Annotated in this window: 15 protein-coding genes, 1 tRNA gene and 1 pseudogene; 8 read left to right on the plus strand and 9 right to left on the minus strand. The window is 41.7% G+C overall.

The window, feature by feature from the left end:
* Positions 1–3: 3 nt before the first annotated feature.
* The 7 genes from E7413_03955 to mraZ all read right to left on the minus strand — a co-directional run bounded on the left by E7413_03955 (position 4) and on the right by mraZ (position 7,931).
* Positions 4–966: a phospho-N-acetylmuramoyl-pentapeptide-transferase gene (locus E7413_03955; GenBank protein MBE7019015.1), complete on the minus strand. Its 963-nt coding sequence runs from the start codon at positions 964–966 to the stop codon at positions 4–6.
* 7 nt (positions 967–973) lie between these two features.
* Positions 974–2,326: a UDP-N-acetylmuramoyl-tripeptide--D-alanyl-D-alanine ligase gene (locus E7413_03960; GenBank protein ID MBE7019016.1), complete on the minus strand. Its 1,353-nt coding sequence runs from the start codon at positions 2,324–2,326 to the stop codon at positions 974–976.
* Positions 2,317–3,774, minus strand: coding sequence for a UDP-N-acetylmuramoyl-L-alanyl-D-glutamate--2,6-diaminopimelate ligase (locus E7413_03965; GenBank protein MBE7019017.1), 1,458 nt, complete (start codon positions 3,772–3,774; stop codon positions 2,317–2,319). Before E7413_03965 ends, E7413_03960 begins: the two co-directional genes overlap by 10 nt.
* Complete coding sequence (locus tag E7413_03970) at positions 3,771–5,978, minus strand: PASTA domain-containing protein (protein ID MBE7019018.1); 2,208 nt, start codon at positions 5,976–5,978, stop codon at positions 3,771–3,773. The genes E7413_03965 and E7413_03970 overlap by 4 nt, the downstream gene beginning before the upstream one ends.
* An 86-nt stretch (positions 5,979–6,064) precedes the next feature.
* Positions 6,065–6,532, minus strand: coding sequence for a hypothetical protein (locus E7413_03975; protein MBE7019019.1), 468 nt, complete (start codon positions 6,530–6,532; stop codon positions 6,065–6,067).
* Between the two features lie 45 nt (positions 6,533–6,577).
* Positions 6,578–7,498, minus strand: a complete 921-nt coding sequence (rsmH, locus tag E7413_03980; GenBank protein MBE7019020.1) for a 16S rRNA (cytosine(1402)-N(4))-methyltransferase RsmH — start codon at positions 7,496–7,498, stop codon at positions 6,578–6,580.
* Positions 7,499–7,502: 4 nt separating this feature from the next.
* Entirely contained in the window at positions 7,503–7,931 is a 429-nt protein-coding gene (gene mraZ / locus E7413_03985; protein ID MBE7019021.1) for a division/cell wall cluster transcriptional repressor MraZ, read from the minus strand.
* Between the two features lie 465 nt (positions 7,932–8,396).
* Here mraZ and E7413_03990 point away from each other — a divergent pair.
* From E7413_03990 to malQ, 3 genes are all read left to right on the plus strand, one after another.
* Positions 8,397–8,472 (plus strand) — tRNA-Val (locus E7413_03990).
* Positions 8,473–8,622: 150 nt separating this feature from the next.
* Positions 8,623–9,288, plus strand: coding sequence for a hypothetical protein (locus E7413_03995; protein MBE7019022.1), 666 nt, complete (start codon positions 8,623–8,625; stop codon positions 9,286–9,288).
* A 111-nt stretch (positions 9,289–9,399) separates the two neighbouring features.
* Complete coding sequence (malQ, locus tag E7413_04000; GenBank protein MBE7019023.1) at positions 9,400–10,827, plus strand: 4-alpha-glucanotransferase; 1,428 nt, start codon at positions 9,400–9,402, stop codon at positions 10,825–10,827.
* 18 nt (positions 10,828–10,845) lie between these two features.
* Here the strand turns inward: malQ and E7413_04005 are convergent, their stop codons facing one another.
* Positions 10,846–11,727, minus strand: coding sequence for a LysR family transcriptional regulator (locus E7413_04005; protein MBE7019024.1), 882 nt, complete (start codon positions 11,725–11,727; stop codon positions 10,846–10,848).
* Positions 11,728–11,861: 134 nt separating this feature from the next.
* Between E7413_04005 and E7413_04010 the strand changes: the two genes are divergently transcribed.
* From E7413_04010 to E7413_04025, 4 genes and pseudogenes are all read left to right on the plus strand, one after another.
* Positions 11,862–13,052: a F420-0--gamma-glutamyl ligase gene (locus E7413_04010; protein MBE7019025.1), complete on the plus strand. Its 1,191-nt coding sequence runs from the start codon at positions 11,862–11,864 to the stop codon at positions 13,050–13,052.
* 399 nt (positions 13,053–13,451) lie between these two features.
* A pseudogene (locus tag E7413_04015) lies at positions 13,452–14,477 on the plus strand (Gfo/Idh/MocA family oxidoreductase).
* Positions 14,478–14,631: 154 nt separating this feature from the next.
* Positions 14,632–15,669 carry a DUF3048 domain-containing protein gene (locus E7413_04020; protein ID MBE7019026.1) on the plus strand — a complete coding sequence of 346 codons (1,038 nt, stop codon included), beginning with the start codon at positions 14,632–14,634 and terminating at the stop codon, positions 15,667–15,669.
* A complete protein-coding gene (locus tag E7413_04025; GenBank protein MBE7019027.1) occupies positions 15,669–15,953 on the plus strand; it encodes a DUF1294 domain-containing protein in 285 nt (94 codons plus the stop codon). The genes E7413_04020 and E7413_04025 overlap by 1 nt, the downstream gene beginning before the upstream one ends.
* A gap of 52 nt (positions 15,954–16,005) precedes the next feature.
* Here the strand turns inward: E7413_04025 and E7413_04030 are convergent, their stop codons facing one another.
* Entirely contained in the window at positions 16,006–17,244 is a 1,239-nt protein-coding gene (locus E7413_04030; protein MBE7019028.1) for a hypothetical protein, read from the minus strand.
* Between the two features lie 221 nt (positions 17,245–17,465).
* On the opposite strand from E7413_04030, the gene E7413_04035 reads away from it, so the two are divergent.
* Positions 17,466–18,674, plus strand: a complete 1,209-nt coding sequence (locus E7413_04035; protein MBE7019029.1) for a cofactor-independent phosphoglycerate mutase — start codon at positions 17,466–17,468, stop codon at positions 18,672–18,674.
* Positions 18,675–18,720 lie beyond the last annotated feature (46 nt).

Genomic DNA, 18,720 nt, shown 5'->3' on the forward strand with positions numbered 1-18,720 from the left:
CTGTTACATTTGAGATAAAAATGCAACCACACAACCAATCACGGTGATCACAGAAAACAGGAACACGATTTTGTTTTCGGAATAGCCGGACATTTCAAAATGGTGATGAATGGGAGTCATTTTGAAAATACGTTTTCCTTTGGTTAATTTAAAATAAGTTACCTGAAGCATTACGGAAAAGGCTTCGATCAGATAAATGATACCCACAATCAACAGAATGAGAGGCATATCGTTTAAAATTGCCAACGCCACAACAGCGCCGCCTAAGAAGAGGGAACCGGTGTCTCCCATAAATACTTTGGCAGGATGCAAATTATAAATCAGAAATCCGCAAAGTGCGCCGCAAAGTCCTGCGGAAAACATTGTCATTCCCGTAGAGGCGAAAATCATGGAAATCAAGGCGAAAAACAGGCTGACAACAGAGGTCACGGTGCCTGCCAGGCCGTCGATTCCGTCGGTTAAGTTTACAGCGTTGATAAATCCAATCATCATAAATACCAGAAGAATACTGATGTAATAGGATAAATCTAAATGAATATGTGTAAAGGGGATTCTGAGCGTGGTTTGAATAATGCCGAGTTCCAGGCCGCCTACCACAAATGTAGAGGAAACCACCAGCATTAAAATCACTTTCCACATTGCGCTGAGACCTAAGTTTCTCTTTTTTACTACTTTAATATAGTCATCCAAGAAACCAATCAGTCCACAGGAAAGGGCAAACAAAGCCACAAACAAGCCTTTTAAATCTCGCACAAAAATTGCGCTTACCACAATGGTTGCCAGCATAAAAATGACGCCACCCATAGTGGGGGTACCTGATTTGGATTTATGCCAGTTAGGACCTTCCTCCAGGATTTGTTGACCAAATTTTAATTTGCGGAGAATTGGGATAAAGATCGGGCCTGAAATTGCACTTACTACAAACCCAATCACTGCGCAGATAGCTGCTGAAATCGGAATTGGCATATTGTAATCACTCCTTTGTTTGCAAATGTTGTTTTACTTGTTCAAACAGTTCTTCGAATTGATATTTGCGAGATGCTTTGAATAAAACGGCATCTCCGGACAGAAACAGCTCAGGGATGTTTGTAATGAAATCTTCTCTTTTTGCAAAGAAATAGATTTGTTCGGGATTCATTCCTGCGTTGATTGCACCGTCTTTGATATGAACTGCATCCTCTTCCACACAGATTAAGCAGTCAGTTTTGGTTTCTTTTACCGCTTCTCCCACCTGATTTAAAATGGGTTTCAGATATTCACCCAATTCGCCGATGGGACCTAATACTGCCACTTTGCGTTTGGCGTCCTGGTTAGCCAGAACTTTCAGGGCAGCACGGTCAGAATCTAATGAAGCATTATAACAATCGGCAATTAACGTGCAGGAACTGATGGTTTCTGTTTTTTGGCGCCATCCTACAGACTGAAAGGCAGACAATCCGTTCTGGATCTGTTCAGGAGTCATTCCCAAATGTTTTCCCAACAGTACTGCTGCACTTGCATTCTGGATGTTGTGTACCCCTGAAATAGGAATCTGATAGGTGTCTCCATCCATTTTGAAGATACCGTCTTCGGAAATGATTTCGTAGGGGAATTGGGCATTGTTTTTTCCGAAATACTGAATGGTTTGTTTGCAGGTTACCGAAGATAACAAGTCGTCATCTCCGTTTAACAGGAATAAACCGTCATCCGGCATTCCTTCTAAAATTTCCAGTTTTGCTTTTAAAATGTTTTCGCGGCTTCCTAAGTATTCAATGTGAGAGGTTCCGATCAAAGAAATAATGGCGATCTGAGGTTTTGCCAGATTGGAAAGATAAGAGATTTCTCCAAAATGGTTCATTCCCATTTCCAACACAATAAATTCTTCGTCACCTTCCATTTTCAGCACGGTTAAGGGCAGACCGATGTGATTATTGAAATTACCGGAAGTGGCAATGGTTTTTCCGTGTTCTGCCACAACAGATGCCACAAACTGACGAGTTGTGGTTTTTCCCACACTGCCTGTGATTCCAATCACTTTGGCATGGGATTGCTTTAGCACATAGGCTGCCAGATCTCCCAATGCTTTGGTGGTATCTTTCACCAATACAGCAAAGTTGCTGACCTTGGGAACATCTTCTTTTTGGGTTAAAAATCCAACAGCACCGTTTTTGGCAGCACTTTCTATATAAGCGTGACCGTCATGGGTTTCACCTACCAAAGGGACAAACAGTTCGGTAGTCATTTTATCACGGCTGTCGGTGGAAACGTAGCGGAAGGTGGTATCGGCAGAGCCAAAGAGCAGAATGCCGTTTACCGCTTCTAACAATTGATGTACTGTTAATTGCATAATGATTTCACAACTTCTCTTTCATCAAATTCGATTTCGTAATCTTTGAATTTCTGCACCATTTCATGACCTTTTCCGAGCAATAACACAATATCGTCTTTTTGGGCTAATTCCATTGCAAGACGAATGGCTTCTTTTCGGTCTGTGTGAGAATAAACATTGGTTTGGTCAGGAATTCCTGCCATAATGTCATCAATAATGGCTTGCATATCTTCGCTGCGGGGATTATCGCTGGTTACGACTACCACATCGGAATATTTCTTGGCGATTGCGCCCATCTGGGGACGTTTCCCTTTATCACGGTCGCCACCGCATCCGAACACGGTAATTACCCTTGCAGGCTTGAATTCATTCACAGATGTTAAAATATTTTCCATACCGTCGGGGGTGTGAGCGAAATCAATCATCACCTGATAGGGCTTATCGATTTCTACCAGTTCGCATCTGCCTTTTACGGTTTTGGATTTTTTCATTGCCATTCGCACAAAACCGTCGGGAACGGAAAGTGCGCCCGACATTGCGCAAACAGCTAGGGAATTATACACGGAGAATCCACCTGGAATGGGGAGCTTCACAGTGTAGGGATCTTTTTCGTGAATTACGGTATAAGTAACACCGTCGGCACGGTATTCAATATCTTTTGCACAAAAATCACATCCGTCGTCTAAGCCATAGGTAACTACTTTGCCGGTTGCCTGTGCTTTCATGGTTTCGGAATAAGGACTATCCTGATTGATGACAGCGATATCACACTGGCGGAAGAATGCAGCTTTTGCGTCTGCATAGTTTTCCATGGTGATGTGATAATCTAAGTGGTCTTGTGTTAAATTGGTGAATACACCGATTTCAAAGTGGATTGCTGCAACTCTGCCCAGACTAACCGAATGGGAGGAAACTTCCATTACCGCAAAATCACAATTTTCATCTGCCATTTTTTTCAAATGAGAAAACAGTTCGGGTGCTTCGGGGGTGGTTGCATTGGCAGGGTAAGAGGTTTTGTCAATCACAATTTCATTGGTACCGATTAATCCCACTTTGTAGCCGCAAACTTCCAGCATATTCTTTACAAGATTGGTTACAGTGGTTTTTCCGTTGGTTCCGGTTACCCCGATCATACGCAGTTTCTTTTGCGGATTTTGGTAAAAGGCTGCGGCAAGGCAGGAAAGGGCAGCGTTAGTATTTTCTACCACGATATTTACCGCATTTTTAGTATCTGCGGGATATTCGGATACAATGACTGACGCTCCTTTTGCTACAGCATCTTCGATGTATTCATGCCGGTCGGAACGAATGCCTTTGATACACACGAAAACGCTTCCTTTGCCTACGGTTCTGGTATCAAAGGAAATATCGGTGATTTCGGTGTTCAATGCATCTTCATTGATTAGGTTTTTATATGCCATATCGGCGTTTTGAAGCAATTCTTGTAATTTCATAGTATTTCTCATCTTTCTTGGGATTCTGTTTGGTTCGAATCAGGATAAGTGAATTCTACTGTAATTTCTGATCCGATGGTTGCGTATTTACCCGCTTCAATACTTTGAGTGCTTGCCACAGCATCCTGGGTGGTGTTGGTGATGCCAACACCGTGGAGCTGGAATTTTGCTTTTTCCAGAATGGATTTTGTTTCTTCGAAACTCTTTCCGATAACATCAGGTACTTCTGCTGTGTTGGAAGGTTTTGCATCTCCTGTGTATACCAGCACAGTTCCGTTTTGCGCGATGATAACATTGGCTTCCGGAATCTGAGTGGATACCTCATCACCATCTCCTTCCACCACGCAGCGAAGACCGCTCTGGGAAAGGATTTGTCTTGCTTCGGTAATGCTTTTGCCGGTTACATCGGGGACTGTTACGTCGCCGTCAGAACTCTGTCCGTCCGGCAGAAGGGGATCTACATCCATGTATCGAAGCACGTCGTCTAAGATTTTACCTGCCAGAGGAGAAGCAATGGTTCCGCCCATATGGTTTCCTGCCGGAGGTTCGTCTAAAATAATCAAAATAGCAACCTGGGGGTCGTTTGCCGGTGCAATTCCGACAAAGGATGCAACATATTTCTGGCTTCCGCGGGGAAGCTTTTCGCTGGTACCGGTTTTTCCGCCTACACGGAACCCTTCCAGATGGGCTTTGTTACCAGTACCTTCGGATACAACTTTTTCCATTAATTCTCTCATAATCTGAGAAGTCTGTGAGGAAATTACCTGACGTACCTCCACAGTGTCAAAACTTTCTAAAACGGTTCCGTTAGAGGAGGTGATTTCCTTGATTAAATGTGGCTTTACCAAAACTCCGTCATTGGCAACGGCGCTGACAGCAGTAATCATCTGTAAGGGGGTGACTGTGGGGCCCTGACCGAAAGAGGCAGTTGCAAGTTCCACTTCGTTGAAACTGCCTTCGGGATAGAACAGACCATTAGTTTCCCCATGAAGTTCGATGCCTGTTTTCTGGGTGAAACCGAAGCCTTTATAGTAATTATAGAATTTGGTTTGACCGATTCTGGCACCGATTTGCATAAATGCAGGGTTACAGGAATTTTCCAGAGCGCCGGTTAAATCCAAAGTTCCGTGGCCTGCACCTTTCCAACAGCCGATGTGTTCTTTTGCAACCTGCTGGCTACCGGTGCAGACGAAAGAATCCTGCATAGAAACTACGTTTTCTTCCAATGCCATTGCAGAGGTGATAATTTTGAATGTGGAACCGGGTTCATAACTGTCTACAACTGCTTTGTTACGCCAAAGTTTGTTTAAATATTCGTTGGTAGCTTTGTTCTTTTCTTCATCGGTTTCCAATTCTTCGAGGGCTTCTTTTACTGAATCGTCAGTCACCTGGAAGGGAGCATTCAGATCGAAGTCCGGTTTTGTGGACATTGCCAGAATTTCACCGGATTTTACATCCATAATGATACCTGCAGCACCTTCTCCCAGTTCCAGATCTGTAACGGCTTGTTCTAAATGCTTTTCCAAAAAATGCTGAATAGAAACGTCGATGGTAAGTGTGATATCTGCTCCGTCTTCCGGGGTGTAGTAACGGTCATATTTGTAAGGCATTTCAGTACCGTCTGCATTTCTTGCGGTAACAATTCTGCCGTATTGACCTTTTAGTTTGTTATCGTAAATTTGTTCAATCCCAAGCAAGCCCTGATTATCAGCACCGGTAAAACCGATGATGTGGGAGGCAATGTTGTTGTAAGGATAATAACGCTTGGTATCGGCATCCAGATAAACGCCGGTCAGCTTTGCATCGCGGATAGCATCTGCCTGTTCCTTTTCCACCTTGCGTTTAATCAGCACATAGGAGGTGTTCTGGTCAATTTTATCTAAAATGTCCGATTTGTCCATTTCTAAAATTGCAGAGAGGGTATCTGCACAAAGTTCCCGTTCGTTTGCTTTGCGGACGGTCACAGGGGAGATACTTACGGTTTCCACATCTGCACTGACAGCAAGCTGTTTGCCGTTACGGTCGTAAATCGTGCCACGCTTCGCATTGATCATACGGTCACGGGTTTGTTGCTCGATAGCTTCTCTGGAGAGCTTTTCGCCATCAATGAACTGAATGATGGAAATTCTTACCACAAAGAAAAGAAAGCATACCAGTAGTACGCCAAATATCCATAAGATTCTTTTTTGGATTTTTAAATTGCTGTTCTTCTTCATGTGGGAGACTCCTTTTTTTGGAAAACCAAAGGGGGAATATATGCAAAATTGAGGAATGAACTCATCCCTCAATTTATCATATTAGCTTATTCGTCCAAATATGCTATCATACCGTTTTGTATGCCGAAATTATCATCAGATGAATCGGAAGTGTCGGTGGCTTTTGCCATAACTCCGTAGTCCTGGTCTGGCACATCGATATACACAATTTGTTCGCTTCTTGCGCGGTTCATACCGTAGCTTGCAATGGCAAGTTCTTCCACGGTTTTTAAATCCATCTTCTGGTTAATTTCCACTTCTTTTTTCTTGTTTGCGGAATACAACTCTGCATACTCTGCTTTTAATGCCGTATTCTTTTTGCTTTGTTCGGTAATCTGCGCATTGTTGAAAATCAAGGAAATACCGCCCACGATAAAGCAAATGATAAAGAGAGTAACTTTTAATTGAGAACGTTTCTTTTCTTTTGCACGTCTTTTTTCAGCGATCGGACGAAAGTCATGGGTAATGGCTTTGTCCCGTTGTTTGTGTTCGTAGGCAAGATTGTCAAACGTCATGATGCGGCTCCTTTCTTTATAATATATAATAGGAAAAGAAAATCCCTAAAGTTTTTCGATAATTCTTAGTTTTGCGGATTTGCTTCTTGGATTTTGTTCCAGTTCTTCGGGTGAGGGAAGAATCGGTTTTCTTGTGATGATTTTTGCCATAGGCTTTTTACCGCACACGCACACCGGAAATTCAGGAGGACAGGTGCAAACGTTCACAAGACTTTTAAAATATTCTTTTACGATTCTGTCTTCTAAGGAGTGAAATGTGATGATGCACATTCTTCCGCCGGGATTTAACAGTTTGAAAAAACTCTCAAGCCCTTGTTTTAGGGATTCCAGCTCACCGTTTACTTCAATACGGATTGCTTGAAAGGTTCGTTTGGCGGGATGTTTTTCCCGAAGACTTTTTGCCGGCATGGAGCGACGGATAATTTCAATCAGCTCTCCGGTAGTCTCGATTTCTTTGATTTCTCGTTGTTTTACAATGTTTTTTGCGATGCTTGCGGCAAATTTTTCTTCGCCGTATGTGGAGATGATGTTGGCAAGCTGCTGGAAAGAATAGGTGTTTACCACGGTTTTAGCGGAAAACGGGGAGGTCTGATCCATTCGCATATCCAAGGGAGCATCTTCCCGGTAGGAAAAGCCACGGTCCTTGTTGTCCAGCTGATAGGAGGAAACTCCTAAGTCGGCTAAAATGCCATCCACAGGAGTGCAAACATAATCGCTGATATTTCGAAAGTCGGAACGGATGAATTGTTTTTTGCACTTGGTATCAGCCAAACGATTTGTTGCAACAGCAAAGGCTTCTTCGTCTCTGTCCACCCCGATGAACATTCCGTTTTCGGAGAGGTGTTCGCATATTTTTCGGGAGTGACCTGCACCGCCCATTGTAGCATCTACGTAAGTACCGTCTTGGGTGATTGCCAGCCCGTCGATACATTCTTGGAGTAACACGCTTACATGTTTGAATTCCATCATCTTAAATTCCAAATATATTCAAAATTTCAGAAAGCTTCTGAGGTTCGTCCTCGGTCTGCTTTTCATATTTTTCGTATTCTTCAACATCCCAGATTTCAATTCTGGAGGAAGCACCTGCGATAATAATATCTTTGTTTAATCCTGCAAATTCCCGAAGACCGGGCGGAATTACAAATCTGCCTTGCTTATCTGCGGTAACCAGCTCAGTGTAGTTAAAGATGTATCGCTGAAGTCTGCCGCCATCGTTGGAGATGGGAAGTGCTTTAATTTTTGCTTCCAGTTCTTTGTAGTCTTCCTGGGTGTAAACAAACAGGCATTTTTCAAAGCCGCGAAGCACGAAAAAACTTTCACCCAAATTCTCACGGTATTTGGATGGAAGTATTACTCTGCCTTTGGCATCTATGGAATGTTTCGCCTGACCGTAAAACATACCCGAAATGTACCCTTTCTGTAAGCATTATGGGGAAAGTGTTGCCGATTCCACCCAAAAATGGGATTTTTGCTTCGATTTACACCACTTTATGGGCAAACGTGCCACTTTCATCCACTTTTATATACATTTTAACATATTTTTGAAAAAAATCAAGTGTTTTTTGAAAATTTTTCAACTTTTTTTAAAAAATTTTAAAAGGGATAGGTCGGACGGCCAAAAATGTGGAAAATTCAGGGAATTTCTTGGGAAACAGCGATAAATTTCAGGATGAAAACTGAGGAGGAAAAAAGCATAGAAAAACAAAGTGGAACACAAGGTGGTGTAAATGCCCCAAAAACGCCAAGGATTTTTCAGGTTTTTCGTTTCTGAAATAAAAATTTTAAAAAAATTAAAAAAAGGTATTGACAAAATGAAATTCATTTGATATAATAGCCCTTGCTTGATGAGAGCAAACAAGAATTTGGGAGCATAGCTCAGCTGGGAGAGCATCTGCCTTACAAGCAGAGGGTCATAGGTTCGAGCCCTATTGTTCCCACCATTATGAAAAATCCTGTCGAGAGATGGGATTTTTTGTTTTACACGCCATTTTCAGCTTTATTTTTTAATGTGTTTTGTTTGTTTCAGGAACATTTTTCCATATCTTTTGTCCAAACAAATAATCAAATGCTATGAATAGGAGAGATATCTTATGAAAACCAAATTTCGTGTATCATCACTTTGTTTGTTGTTGGCGATGGTGACTGTGGTATCAGTTTTTCTTACTTCTTGCAGAAATGATACCTGCGATCATTCCGGAGATATCCGCAGTGATAAACCTGTGATATATTTGTATCCTGAAGAACCCACCGAGGTGGATGTGACCCTTACCTTAAATGGGGAACTGACCTGTACATATCCTGCTTATCAGGATGGCTGGACGGTTCATGCAATGCCAGACGGTACTTTAACGGATGCAAACGGACAGATTTATAATTATCTGTATTGGGAAGGCGAAACCTATTCGGAATATGACTTTTCCAAAGGTTTTTGCGTAAAAGGAGAAGATACCGCAGCATTTTTGGAAGATGCACTTGCTAAACTGGGGTTAAATCGCAGAGAAGCAAATGAGTTTATTGTATACTGGTTGCCTTTGATGCAGGAAAATGCGTATAACGTGATTTCTTTCCAGGGAGCGGCTTATACCGATGATGCAAAACTGGATGTTTCCCCTGCGCCTGATACGGTAATCCGTGTGTTTATGGCATATCAGCCTTCTTTGGAATATGTAGAAATGCAAGCACAAGAGTTAACTGCTCCCGTTCGTGAAGGATTCACGGTTGTGGAATGGGGCGGCTCCGAAGTTGTTGGTTCATGATATCTAAAAAAAGACACCGCAAGGTGTCTTTTTTGTTTCGAAAATTATCTTGCATCTTGTAAAAAGATGTGCTATAATACGCTTATCTTATTTTTAAAGGAAACATTTTAAATGGACAGAAAAAGCGGAGTTTTAATGCATATTTCTTCTCTTCCCGGGGAATATTCAATCGGTTCTTTCGGAGAAGAAGCAAAGCAGTTTATTGATTTTTTAAAGGAAGCGGGATTTACTTACTGGCAGGTGCTTCCCTTTTGTATGGCGGATGCCTATAATTCGCCTTATCAATCCTATTCTGCATTTGGCGGAAATCCCTATTTTGTGGACCTGAATTCTTTGGAAAAGAAGGGACTTCTTACCAAAGTTGAGTTGGAAAACGCCAAACAAAAAACGCCTTATGTGGCAGAATATAAACGGCTGTGGGAAGAACGGTTTTTGCTCTTGAAAAAAGCATCTTCCCGAGTAGCAGACAAAACGGAAATAGAAAATTTCATTTCCAAAAATAAACATCTGGAAGCGTTTTGCTGTTTTATGGCACTAAAAGAAGCCAACAACCATTTGCCCTGGAATGAATGGAAAACCCAAGTATATGACAAAGACATTTGTTTCGCCTGGCAGATGATTCAGTATGAATTTTTCACTCAGTGGCAGGATATTAAAATGTATGCCAATGAAAAGGGCATCAAAATCATTGGAGATATTCCCATTTATGTTTCTTACGACAGTTGTGACGTGTGGGATAATCGCAGTCAGTTTCAGTTGTCTGAAGACGGAATCCCCTCTAAAGTGGCAGGAGTTCCGCCTGATTATTTCAGTGCAGACGGTCAGCTTTGGGGAAATCCTTTGTATGACTGGGATGTGATGAAAGAAGATCACTACCAATGGTGGTGTGACCGAATTTCTCATATGGCAACTTTGTTTGACGCCATCCGCATTGACCATTTTCGTGCCTTTGAATCCTATTGGGCGGTTCCCTTTGGTGCCAAAACCGCTAAAGAGGGGAGCTGGCAGGACGGTCCCCGTATGGACTTTATCCGTACTGTTCGGGATGCGGCAGGAGATTGTCAGATTATTGCAGAAGATCTGGGGGATATCACTCCCGAAGTGCATCAGTTGGTGAAAGACAGCACTTTCCCCGGTATGCGAGTGTTCCAATTTGGATTCTTATCCGAAGGAGACAGTTTACATAAACCCCATCATTACCCCAAAAATTCGGTTGCCTATACAGGTACCCACGATAATAACACATTGCTGGGTTATTTGTGGGAATTGCCAATGCATTTAAAAGAAGAAATGCTTTCTTATTGCGGTCACGAGGGGGACTGGGGTGCAGGTTGCAAAAGCATGATTCGTACTGTGCTTGCAAGCCATGCAGACTGGGCAATTCTGCCCATTCAAGACTTATTGGGATACGGTTCGGATACTCGTCTCAATACTCCCGGAAAAGCCGACGGAAACTGGCAATTCCGCATCACAAAAGAACAACTTGATTCTATTGACAAATCCTATTGGAAAACCTTGAATAAACGCTACGCAAGATAACAAAAAAGCTGACTTTCGTCAGCTTTTTTTTCGTATCAGTTCCAAAAAGGCTTGTGCGGCGTGGGAGAGGGGATTGTGTTTGAGATAAGCACAACCGATGGAGCGTTCTTTTAAGGGTGGTTCCACATTCAACACTTTGACGGAGCCGTTTTGGATGCTTTCTTCGGAAAATTCTTTCACCACACAGGAAACCCCTAAATGAATGGAAGCAAATCGAATCAGTAAATCGTGTACCGCAATTTCGATTTTTGGGGACAGGGGAACTTTTGATTTTTTGAATTCTTTTTCCACAAATTTTCGGGAGGTGGAGTTAGGTTCCAACAAAATTAACGGCTGTTCTGCCAGTTCTTTCCAGGAGTATGATTCCTTTTTGGGAAAATCGGGACCGCAGACAAACACGTCGTGAACGGTAAGACAAGGTTCCACGCTTAATTCTTCATCAGAAATTGGCAGATTGACAAAGGCAAGTTCTGCCTTTCCTTCTTTTACATACTGCACTAATTTTGCAGAATAAGAATTGGTCATTTCGATACGGATATCGGGATAAAGAGTATGAAATTTTTCTAAATAGGGCAATAAATAATGTGTGGTAACTGTGTCACCTGCGGCAATCATCAAAGAACCTGCATGCAGATGATGAAGCTGAGCCAAAAGCGTTTCTCCCTGGGTGATGGAGGAAAGTGCATTATCTACCTTGGGTAACAACAATTTTCCCTCACGGGTTAAGGTGACACCTCTTCTGGAACGGACAAACAGTTGGGTGTTTAAATCGCTTTCCAACTGTTGAATACATTGGGAAATGGCAGACTGAGACACAAACAGTTTTTCTGCTGCCGTGGAAAAAGAGCCGTGATGTGCCACTTCTGAGAAGACGCGATAATAATCAAGTTTGGTATTCATATATAAGCACCTCTTATCACTGATGTAAGAATTATCTGCTTTACTAATGGAATCATTTGTATTATAATAAAGATAGTGAAAAATGTCAAGTATGTTTTTTAAATACAAAACAGACAACAGTTAGGAGAATTGTTATGGAAAGAAAAGTCGGCACAGTATCTCGTGGGATTCGTTGTCCCATTATCCGCGAAGGAGACGATATTGCATCCATCGTGGTAAACAGCGTAATTGAAGCGGCAGAGGCAGAAGGATTTGCTCTGCGTGACCGCGATGTTGTTGCGGTAACCGAATCTGTGGTAGCTCGTTCTCAGGGGAACTATGCTTCCGTTGATGCCATTGCAAAAGACGTGAAAAATAAATTAGGCGGCGAAACCATCGGGGTAATTTTCCCCATCTTAAGTCGTAACCGTTTTGCAATCTGCTTAAAAGGAATTGCAATGGGTGCAAAAAAAGTTGTATTGATGTTAAACTACCCCAGCGATGAAGTTGGTAACGCTTTGGTTTCCTTAGACCAGCTGGATGAAGCGGGCATCAATCCCTATACCGACGTGTTAAGCGAAGCAAAATACAGAGAACTCTTTGGTGAAAACCTGCATCCCTTTACCGGTGTGGATTACGTGAAATACTACGGTGACTTAATCCGTTCCGTTGGTGCAGAAGCTGAAATTGTTTTGGCAAATGACCCCAGAGCCATCTTACAATATGCAGATTGCGTGTTAAACTGCGATATTCACAGCCGTGCACGTACCAAACGTATCTTAAAAGCAGCAGGTGCAAAATGCGTGGTTGGTCTGGATGAAATCTTAACCGAAAGTGTGGATGGCAGCGGTTACAATGAAAACTACGGTCTGCTTGGCTCCAACAAATCCACCGAAGATACCATCAAATTATTCCCCCATACCTGCTTTGATATGGTGGAAGGTATGCAGAAACAGTTCAAAGAACGTACCGGTAAAAACATTGAAGTAATGGTATATGGTGACGGTGCATTCAAAGACCCTGTTGGTCACATCTGGGAACTGGCTGACCCGGTTGTTTCTCCTGCATACACCAAAGGGTTGGAAGGCACTCCCAACGAACTGAAATTAAAATATTTAGCAGATAACGATTTTGCAGATTTAAAAGGTGATGAGCTGAAAAAAGCCATCGAAAATGCAATCCGTCAGAAAGACAGTGATTTAGTTGGCAATATGGCTTCTCAGGGTACCACCCCGAGACGTCTGACCGACTTAATCGGTTCCTTGTGTGACTTAACCAGTGGTTCCGGAGACAAAGGTACTCCTGTGATTTTGGTACAAGGTTACTTTGATAACTTAACCGACTAATAGCTTGATAAAATGGCGCAGAGCAAGCAAACCTCATCGCTTGACGTACAATTTGTACGCCTTCGGATAACCACCCCGTTGGGTGTTCGGTTTGTTTCCTCTGCGCCATTTTCTCTGCGCTTTTTTGAGTAACAGGTAAAGGCAGAGCAAGCAAACCTCATTCCTCGACGTGTTGAGAATCAGATAAAAAGAAAAAATGACAATACTGTAACAAGTATTGTCATTTTTTGTTTTGTGTGATATACTGAATTTATCAAATTTTTCGAGGTGATTCTGACAGTGAAAAAAATAGGTGTTATCGGTTTTGGCGGACGGATTCAGTCTTTAGTCATCAACGAATTTGGCGATTATCCCGAGCTTCAGATTGTGGCGATTGCGGATGCGGATTTACAAGGTGCCAAAGAACGTGCCAACAATACCAAAAATTTAGATGCAACCAAGGTAACCTTTTATGAAAAAGGGGAAGAAATGCTGGATAAGGAAGAGTTAGACGGTGTTTTTGTGGGTACCCGTTGCAACCTACATACTAAATATGCGGTGGAAGTGTTACAAAGAAAAATTCCTTTGTTTTTGGAAAAACCCGTGGTAATCACCTTGGAAGATTACTACGAATTAAAAGAAGCGGTAGATACCCATAAGGGAATCGGGATGACTTCTTTCCCTCTTCGTTTGACCGACATCTTGCAAAAGGTGAAAGAAATCTATGATAGCGGTGCTTTGGGGACCCTGTCTCAGATTCAGGCATATAACAATGTGCCCTACGGCAGAGTGTATTATAAATATTGGTATCGTGACGAAAGCATCACCGGCGGTCTGTTTTTGCAGAAAGCAACCCACGATTTGGATTATATCAATTATGTGTTGGGAAAACAGCCCGTGGAAATCTGTGCTATGGAATCCAAAATGGTTTACAAGGGAGACAAACCTGCCAACTTAAAATGCGAGGATTGCCCTGAATATGAAACCTGCTATGAAAGCACAAAAGTGATTTCCGAACAGGCATCGGATTCTCCCAACGGAGAATACTGTTCCTATGGGGAAGATGTGGGCAATCACGACAGCGCCACCATTATGATGCAGTACGAAGACGGTCTGCACGCGGTTTATACTCAGAATTTTGTGGCAAGAAAAGAAGCAGGCAGACGCGGTATGCGGATGATTGGACAGAAAGCAACCCTGGAATTTGACTGGACTACCAACGAAATCAAATTCTTCCCTCACGATAAAAACACGGTGGAACATATTATGGTGCGTCCCAAAGCAGGCGGTGGACACGGCGGCGGAGACAATATTTTAATCCGCGACTTTGCCGCAATTTTAAATGGGGATACCTCCCGTTCCAGCTTATATGATGGTTTGCAGAGTGCATACCTTTGCCTAAAGGCAAAAGAATCTGCCGAAAAACATCAGTTTATCAGATTATAAATATAACAAATAAATGACAATACCGTAACAAGTATTGTCATTTATTATTTTTTGTGTTATAACTGAGTTAAGTAAAATATACGTTATAATTTAATTGTTGTGATAAGTTTATGTTAAAAAGTTTCACCAATATGAATAGAAAGGTTGTTGAGAGATGAAACGTTTTACATCAGTTGTTGCTTTGTTGTTGGCAGTTACCATAGTGCCCGGCTGTTCGCTAAAAAACAAACAATCCGATCATCAGCCTGTGGCTACTCCTGTTGTAACGCCTGTTGCAACCCCGGAACCCACAGAAGCTCCGGTGGATCCTTTCTTGGAAACTTATATCAATACGGACGAGCGTCCCATTGCCGTAATGATTGATAATGATGATCAAAACGCCCGTCCTCAAGCTGGTTTGGACGAGGCATATCTGATTTATGAAATGTTGGTGGAAGGTGGAGCTACCAGATTTATGGCACTCTTCCGCAATACCGATGTGGAAAAAATCGGACCGGTTCGTTCTTCCCGTCATTATTTCTTGGATTACGTTATGGAAAATGATGCGATTTATACGCACTTTGGATGGAGCCCTCAGGCCGGTTCTGATATTACCACTTATCAGATTCAGAAAATTAACGGTGTGTTGGGAGAAGATGCAGATACCTTCTGGAGAGAGGAAAAGTTCAAGGGGGACTGGCATAGTGTCTATACCTCTATTGAAAAAATTACTGAAAAGGCTGACGTAAAATCCTATCCGAATACCACGGAACGTACCAATGGGATTGCGTATGCGGAAGCTGTGTATACTCCTCAATCCACTCAAATAGCTAATGAAGTGAGCTTTGATTACTCCACTCGTTACCAAACTTCATACACATTTAATCCCGAAACGAAGCTTTATGAAAAGTATATTTTTGGTGAACCTCACAAAATGCAAAATGGTAACGTGTTAAGTGTGCAAAATATTATTGTGCAATTGGTAACGGATACTTCCTGGAATAATGACCCCAACCGCAGAGAACTGCAAAATACAGGCAGTGGCGTAGGTTATTATATCACCAACGGTGTGTATGAAGAAATTACTTGGGAAAAACCTTCCCGAGAAGAAAACACCGTTTATAAAAAAGCAGACGGCACACCCCTGCAGATTAATCCCGGTAAAACAATCATTAATCTGATCAGTCCCGCATTGGGGGTGCAGTTTGAATGATGTTGCTACATTTTTCAATCTGGAGTTATCTGTTTTTGAAAATTTTCATTGTATGGAATTTACTCATCTTTTTTCTTTATGGTTGGGACAAGCTTGCTGCCAAAAATCATTGGTGGCGTGTTCCAGAAAAGGTGCTGCTCTTTACAGCTCTGTTGATGGGGAGCTTTGGTGCAATGTTCGGTATGGTTCTATGGAATCATAAAACATCCAAGCTGAAATTTCGTTTTTGTGTTCCGGTATTTACCCTATTGAATATGATCTTTTTTTGGATATTTCTGTTTTAAAATGAAATATAAAAAAAACAGTATTTGCAAAATCGCAAATACTGTTTTTTAGTTACATAATGGACTCTCCTTTAAGCCACAGCCTGGTATACATAATACAAAACATAAAGCTTATCACCAAAATGGCATATCGGACATACTTGTTTTTAGTGGAGGAGTATACAATGAACAGAGGTAAACAAGCACACATGTAGCGAGAGCCGCTAATGAGCCATCCGTGGGTGTAGCAGGTCACGATGTAGGCCCCCAAGTATACCAGATATTCAGAGCGAACCTTTTTATAAATGCCGTAGAAAATGCTGATAGTCCCCACAAAGAATAAAATGAGCTGAGGATGGTAGACGAATTTGGCAAGACCGGGGTATGCCTTTGCCATATCATAGCTATAGGTTAAGGTTTTTCCGAACCATTGTGCTTTGTTGTACCAAGGCGGCGCTGCCTGAAATTCCAAATATTGGAACCAGTTTCCGAAAAGGACTTTGTTCATCAGAAGATACACAAAAAAACCCAGCGGAATCAAAAGTGCCCAAAGGAATTCTTTTAGATTGAATTTCTTTTCTTTCAGTAATGAAGATGCAACGGGCACCAAGGCGCACACGAATAAAATGATACCCTGTGTTCGTGACAGACACGCCAGAAAACCGCAAATGCCCATCCACATCGGTTTTTTGGTTCTCATAAAATATAAACACAGAACGGTGGTTAACAAAAATACGCTTTCGGTGAAAATGGCACAGTAAAACATACTAAACGGTGCTAACATCATCAGAAGTAATCCGCTGAAAGCGTTTTCTTTTTCGTAGTCCAAACGAAGCAATTCGTAGAATACGCAGGCTGCAAATGCAAATGCCAGATTGGACACTAAAATTCCGCTGATAAAATAATCGTTGCAGAAAATATTGAATAGTTTAACCAGTAGGGGATATAGCGGATAAAACACGATGAGGTTGGCTTTATCTCCCGTGGAAACGTAGCCGTGTTCTGCTAAATGCAGGTAGTGTGGAGCATCTCCGGAAACGGAAAACACGTTGCTGATTATTTGCCAGAATGATTGGTTTGTATCCAAAAGAGAAAAGCTGAACAGATAAATCCACCAACGCAGAGCAATGGCAAAAATACCCACACGAAGCCAGATTTTATAATCGATTTTATTCGATATTGTTGGAAGTTTGTTTGGAGATTTTTTGGTAGCGATAACGGGGGCCGGTTTTTCCATAAAAAAGGCAATCAAAACGCCGATTCCTGCCGCAATGAGCAGGATGGATCCAAAGATGTTTAAAAAATCTGCCATAAGAATCCCTCCTTCTAAACGATATATTATAATACTTTCATTATAAACTATTGTGAAAAAAATGCAAGAGTTTTTTTCCTATTTCAAAAAAATACAGTCTATTCTCGGGAAAATCATCTGAAATAACTTGAAAAAATCGAGATAATATGTTACAATAAAGCCACAAAGAAACATAACATTGCTTGACAGTGAATTTGATACAACCGTATGGAGGAAGCAATATGAAATATGTGGTATTTTTATGTGATGGGATGGCTGATGTAAAACTGGAGAATTTTGGGAATAAAACACCTTTAGAAGCAGCAAATACTCCCAATATGGACCAATATGCAAAGAAAGCCATCTTAGGTACCTTGAAAACCGTACCCGACCATTTGTCACCCGGAAGTGACGTATGTAATTTGTCGGTAATGGGGTACGATTCCAATTTGTATTACACAGGCCGTTCTCCGCTGGAAGCGGCAAGTATCGGCGTTACTTTAGCAGACAACGAAACTTCTTTCCGTGCCAATCTGGTAACACTTTCGGGAGAAGGAGAATACGAAGATCTGATTATGGAGGATTATAGTGCAGGAGAAATCAAAACTGCTGACGCAAAGAGACTTATCGAAGATTTGACTTCTGTGTTAAATGATGAAAAAACCAAAATCTATGCAGGGGTATCGTATCGTCACCTTTTGGTGTTATCTGATAAAAAGGTGGAAGGAAAGTTGATTCCTCCTCACGATATTTCCAAACGCTCGATAAAAGAATATCTGCCCAAAGATACAGAGATTCTTTCTTTGATGAAAAAAAGTTATGAATTTTTGAAAAATCACCCCTATAATCTGGAAAGAATCAAACAAGGCAAGAAACCTGCATCTTCCATCTGGGTATGGGGAGAAGGCAAACGTCCGAAAATGGACAGCTTCTATGATAAATTCGGCGTAAAGGGTTCTGTGATCAGTGCTGTGGATTTAATCAAAGGGATTGGTATTTTAACGGGAATGCGCTCCATTGAAGTGGAAAATGTGACCGGAAATATTGATACCAATTTTGATGGAAAAGCCAAGGCATGTATTGATGCCTTAAAAGAGGGTGACGATTTTGTTTATGTGCATATGGAAGCACCCGACGAATGCGGACATCGTTTTGAAGCAGATAATAAAAAACTGGCAATTGAGTTGATTGATGAAAAAGTAATCGGTCCTGTTTGTCGTTATTTAGAGGGATGTGGAGAAGATTTTGCTATTTTGGTAGCACCCGACCATCCCACTCCCATTGCTACGGGAACTCATGACAGAGCACCCGTTCCGTTCTTTGCTTATTATAGCAAAAAAGAAGCGGAAGGCAATTTATACAATGAAGACAATGCTAAAGAAACTGGTTTCCATATTGAAAACGGCTACGAACTGATGGGCAAATTTTTGAAATTGGATTTGTGGAAATAAGGGAAATCACAACGGAGGAACACTTGCAAAAAAACTGCAGAATAAA

This window comes from Oscillospiraceae bacterium (assembly GCA_015068645.1).
GTDB lineage: Bacteria > Bacillota > Clostridia > UMGS1840 > UMGS1840 > SIG452.

What these genes read in the sequence shown, in the direction of transcription:
- E7413_03955 (MBE7019015.1), bottom strand. Translation starts at nt 966, where the DNA reads ATGCCAATTCCGATTTCAGCAGCTATCTGCGCAGTGATTGGGTTTGTA.
- E7413_03960 (MBE7019016.1), bottom strand. Translation starts at nt 2,326, where the DNA reads ATGCAATTAACAGTACATCAATTGTTAGAAGCGGTAAACGGCATTCTG.
- E7413_03965 (MBE7019017.1), bottom strand. Translation starts at nt 3,774, where the DNA reads ATGAGAAATACTATGAAATTACAAGAATTGCTTCAAAACGCCGATATG.
- E7413_03970 (MBE7019018.1), bottom strand. Translation starts at nt 5,978, where the DNA reads ATGAAGAAGAACAGCAATTTAAAAATCCAAAAAAGAATCTTATGGATA.
- E7413_03975 (MBE7019019.1), bottom strand. Translation starts at nt 6,532, where the DNA reads ATGACGTTTGACAATCTTGCCTACGAACACAAACAACGGGACAAAGCC.
- rsmH (MBE7019020.1), bottom strand. Translation starts at nt 7,498, where the DNA reads ATGGAATTCAAACATGTAAGCGTGTTACTCCAAGAATGTATCGACGGG.
- mraZ (MBE7019021.1), bottom strand. Translation starts at nt 7,931, where the DNA reads ATGTTTTACGGTCAGGCGAAACATTCCATAGATGCCAAAGGCAGAGTA.
- E7413_03995 (MBE7019022.1), top strand. Translation starts at nt 8,623, where the DNA reads ATGAAAACCAAATTTCGTGTATCATCACTTTGTTTGTTGTTGGCGATG.
- malQ (MBE7019023.1), top strand. Translation starts at nt 9,400, where the DNA reads ATGGACAGAAAAAGCGGAGTTTTAATGCATATTTCTTCTCTTCCCGGG.
- E7413_04005 (MBE7019024.1), bottom strand. Translation starts at nt 11,727, where the DNA reads ATGAATACCAAACTTGATTATTATCGCGTCTTCTCAGAAGTGGCACAT.
- E7413_04010 (MBE7019025.1), top strand. Translation starts at nt 11,862, where the DNA reads ATGGAAAGAAAAGTCGGCACAGTATCTCGTGGGATTCGTTGTCCCATT.
- E7413_04020 (MBE7019026.1), top strand. Translation starts at nt 14,632, where the DNA reads ATGAAACGTTTTACATCAGTTGTTGCTTTGTTGTTGGCAGTTACCATA.
- E7413_04025 (MBE7019027.1), top strand. Translation starts at nt 15,669, where the DNA reads ATGTTGCTACATTTTTCAATCTGGAGTTATCTGTTTTTGAAAATTTTC.
- E7413_04030 (MBE7019028.1), bottom strand. Translation starts at nt 17,244, where the DNA reads ATGGCAGATTTTTTAAACATCTTTGGATCCATCCTGCTCATTGCGGCA.
- E7413_04035 (MBE7019029.1), top strand. Translation starts at nt 17,466, where the DNA reads ATGAAATATGTGGTATTTTTATGTGATGGGATGGCTGATGTAAAACTG.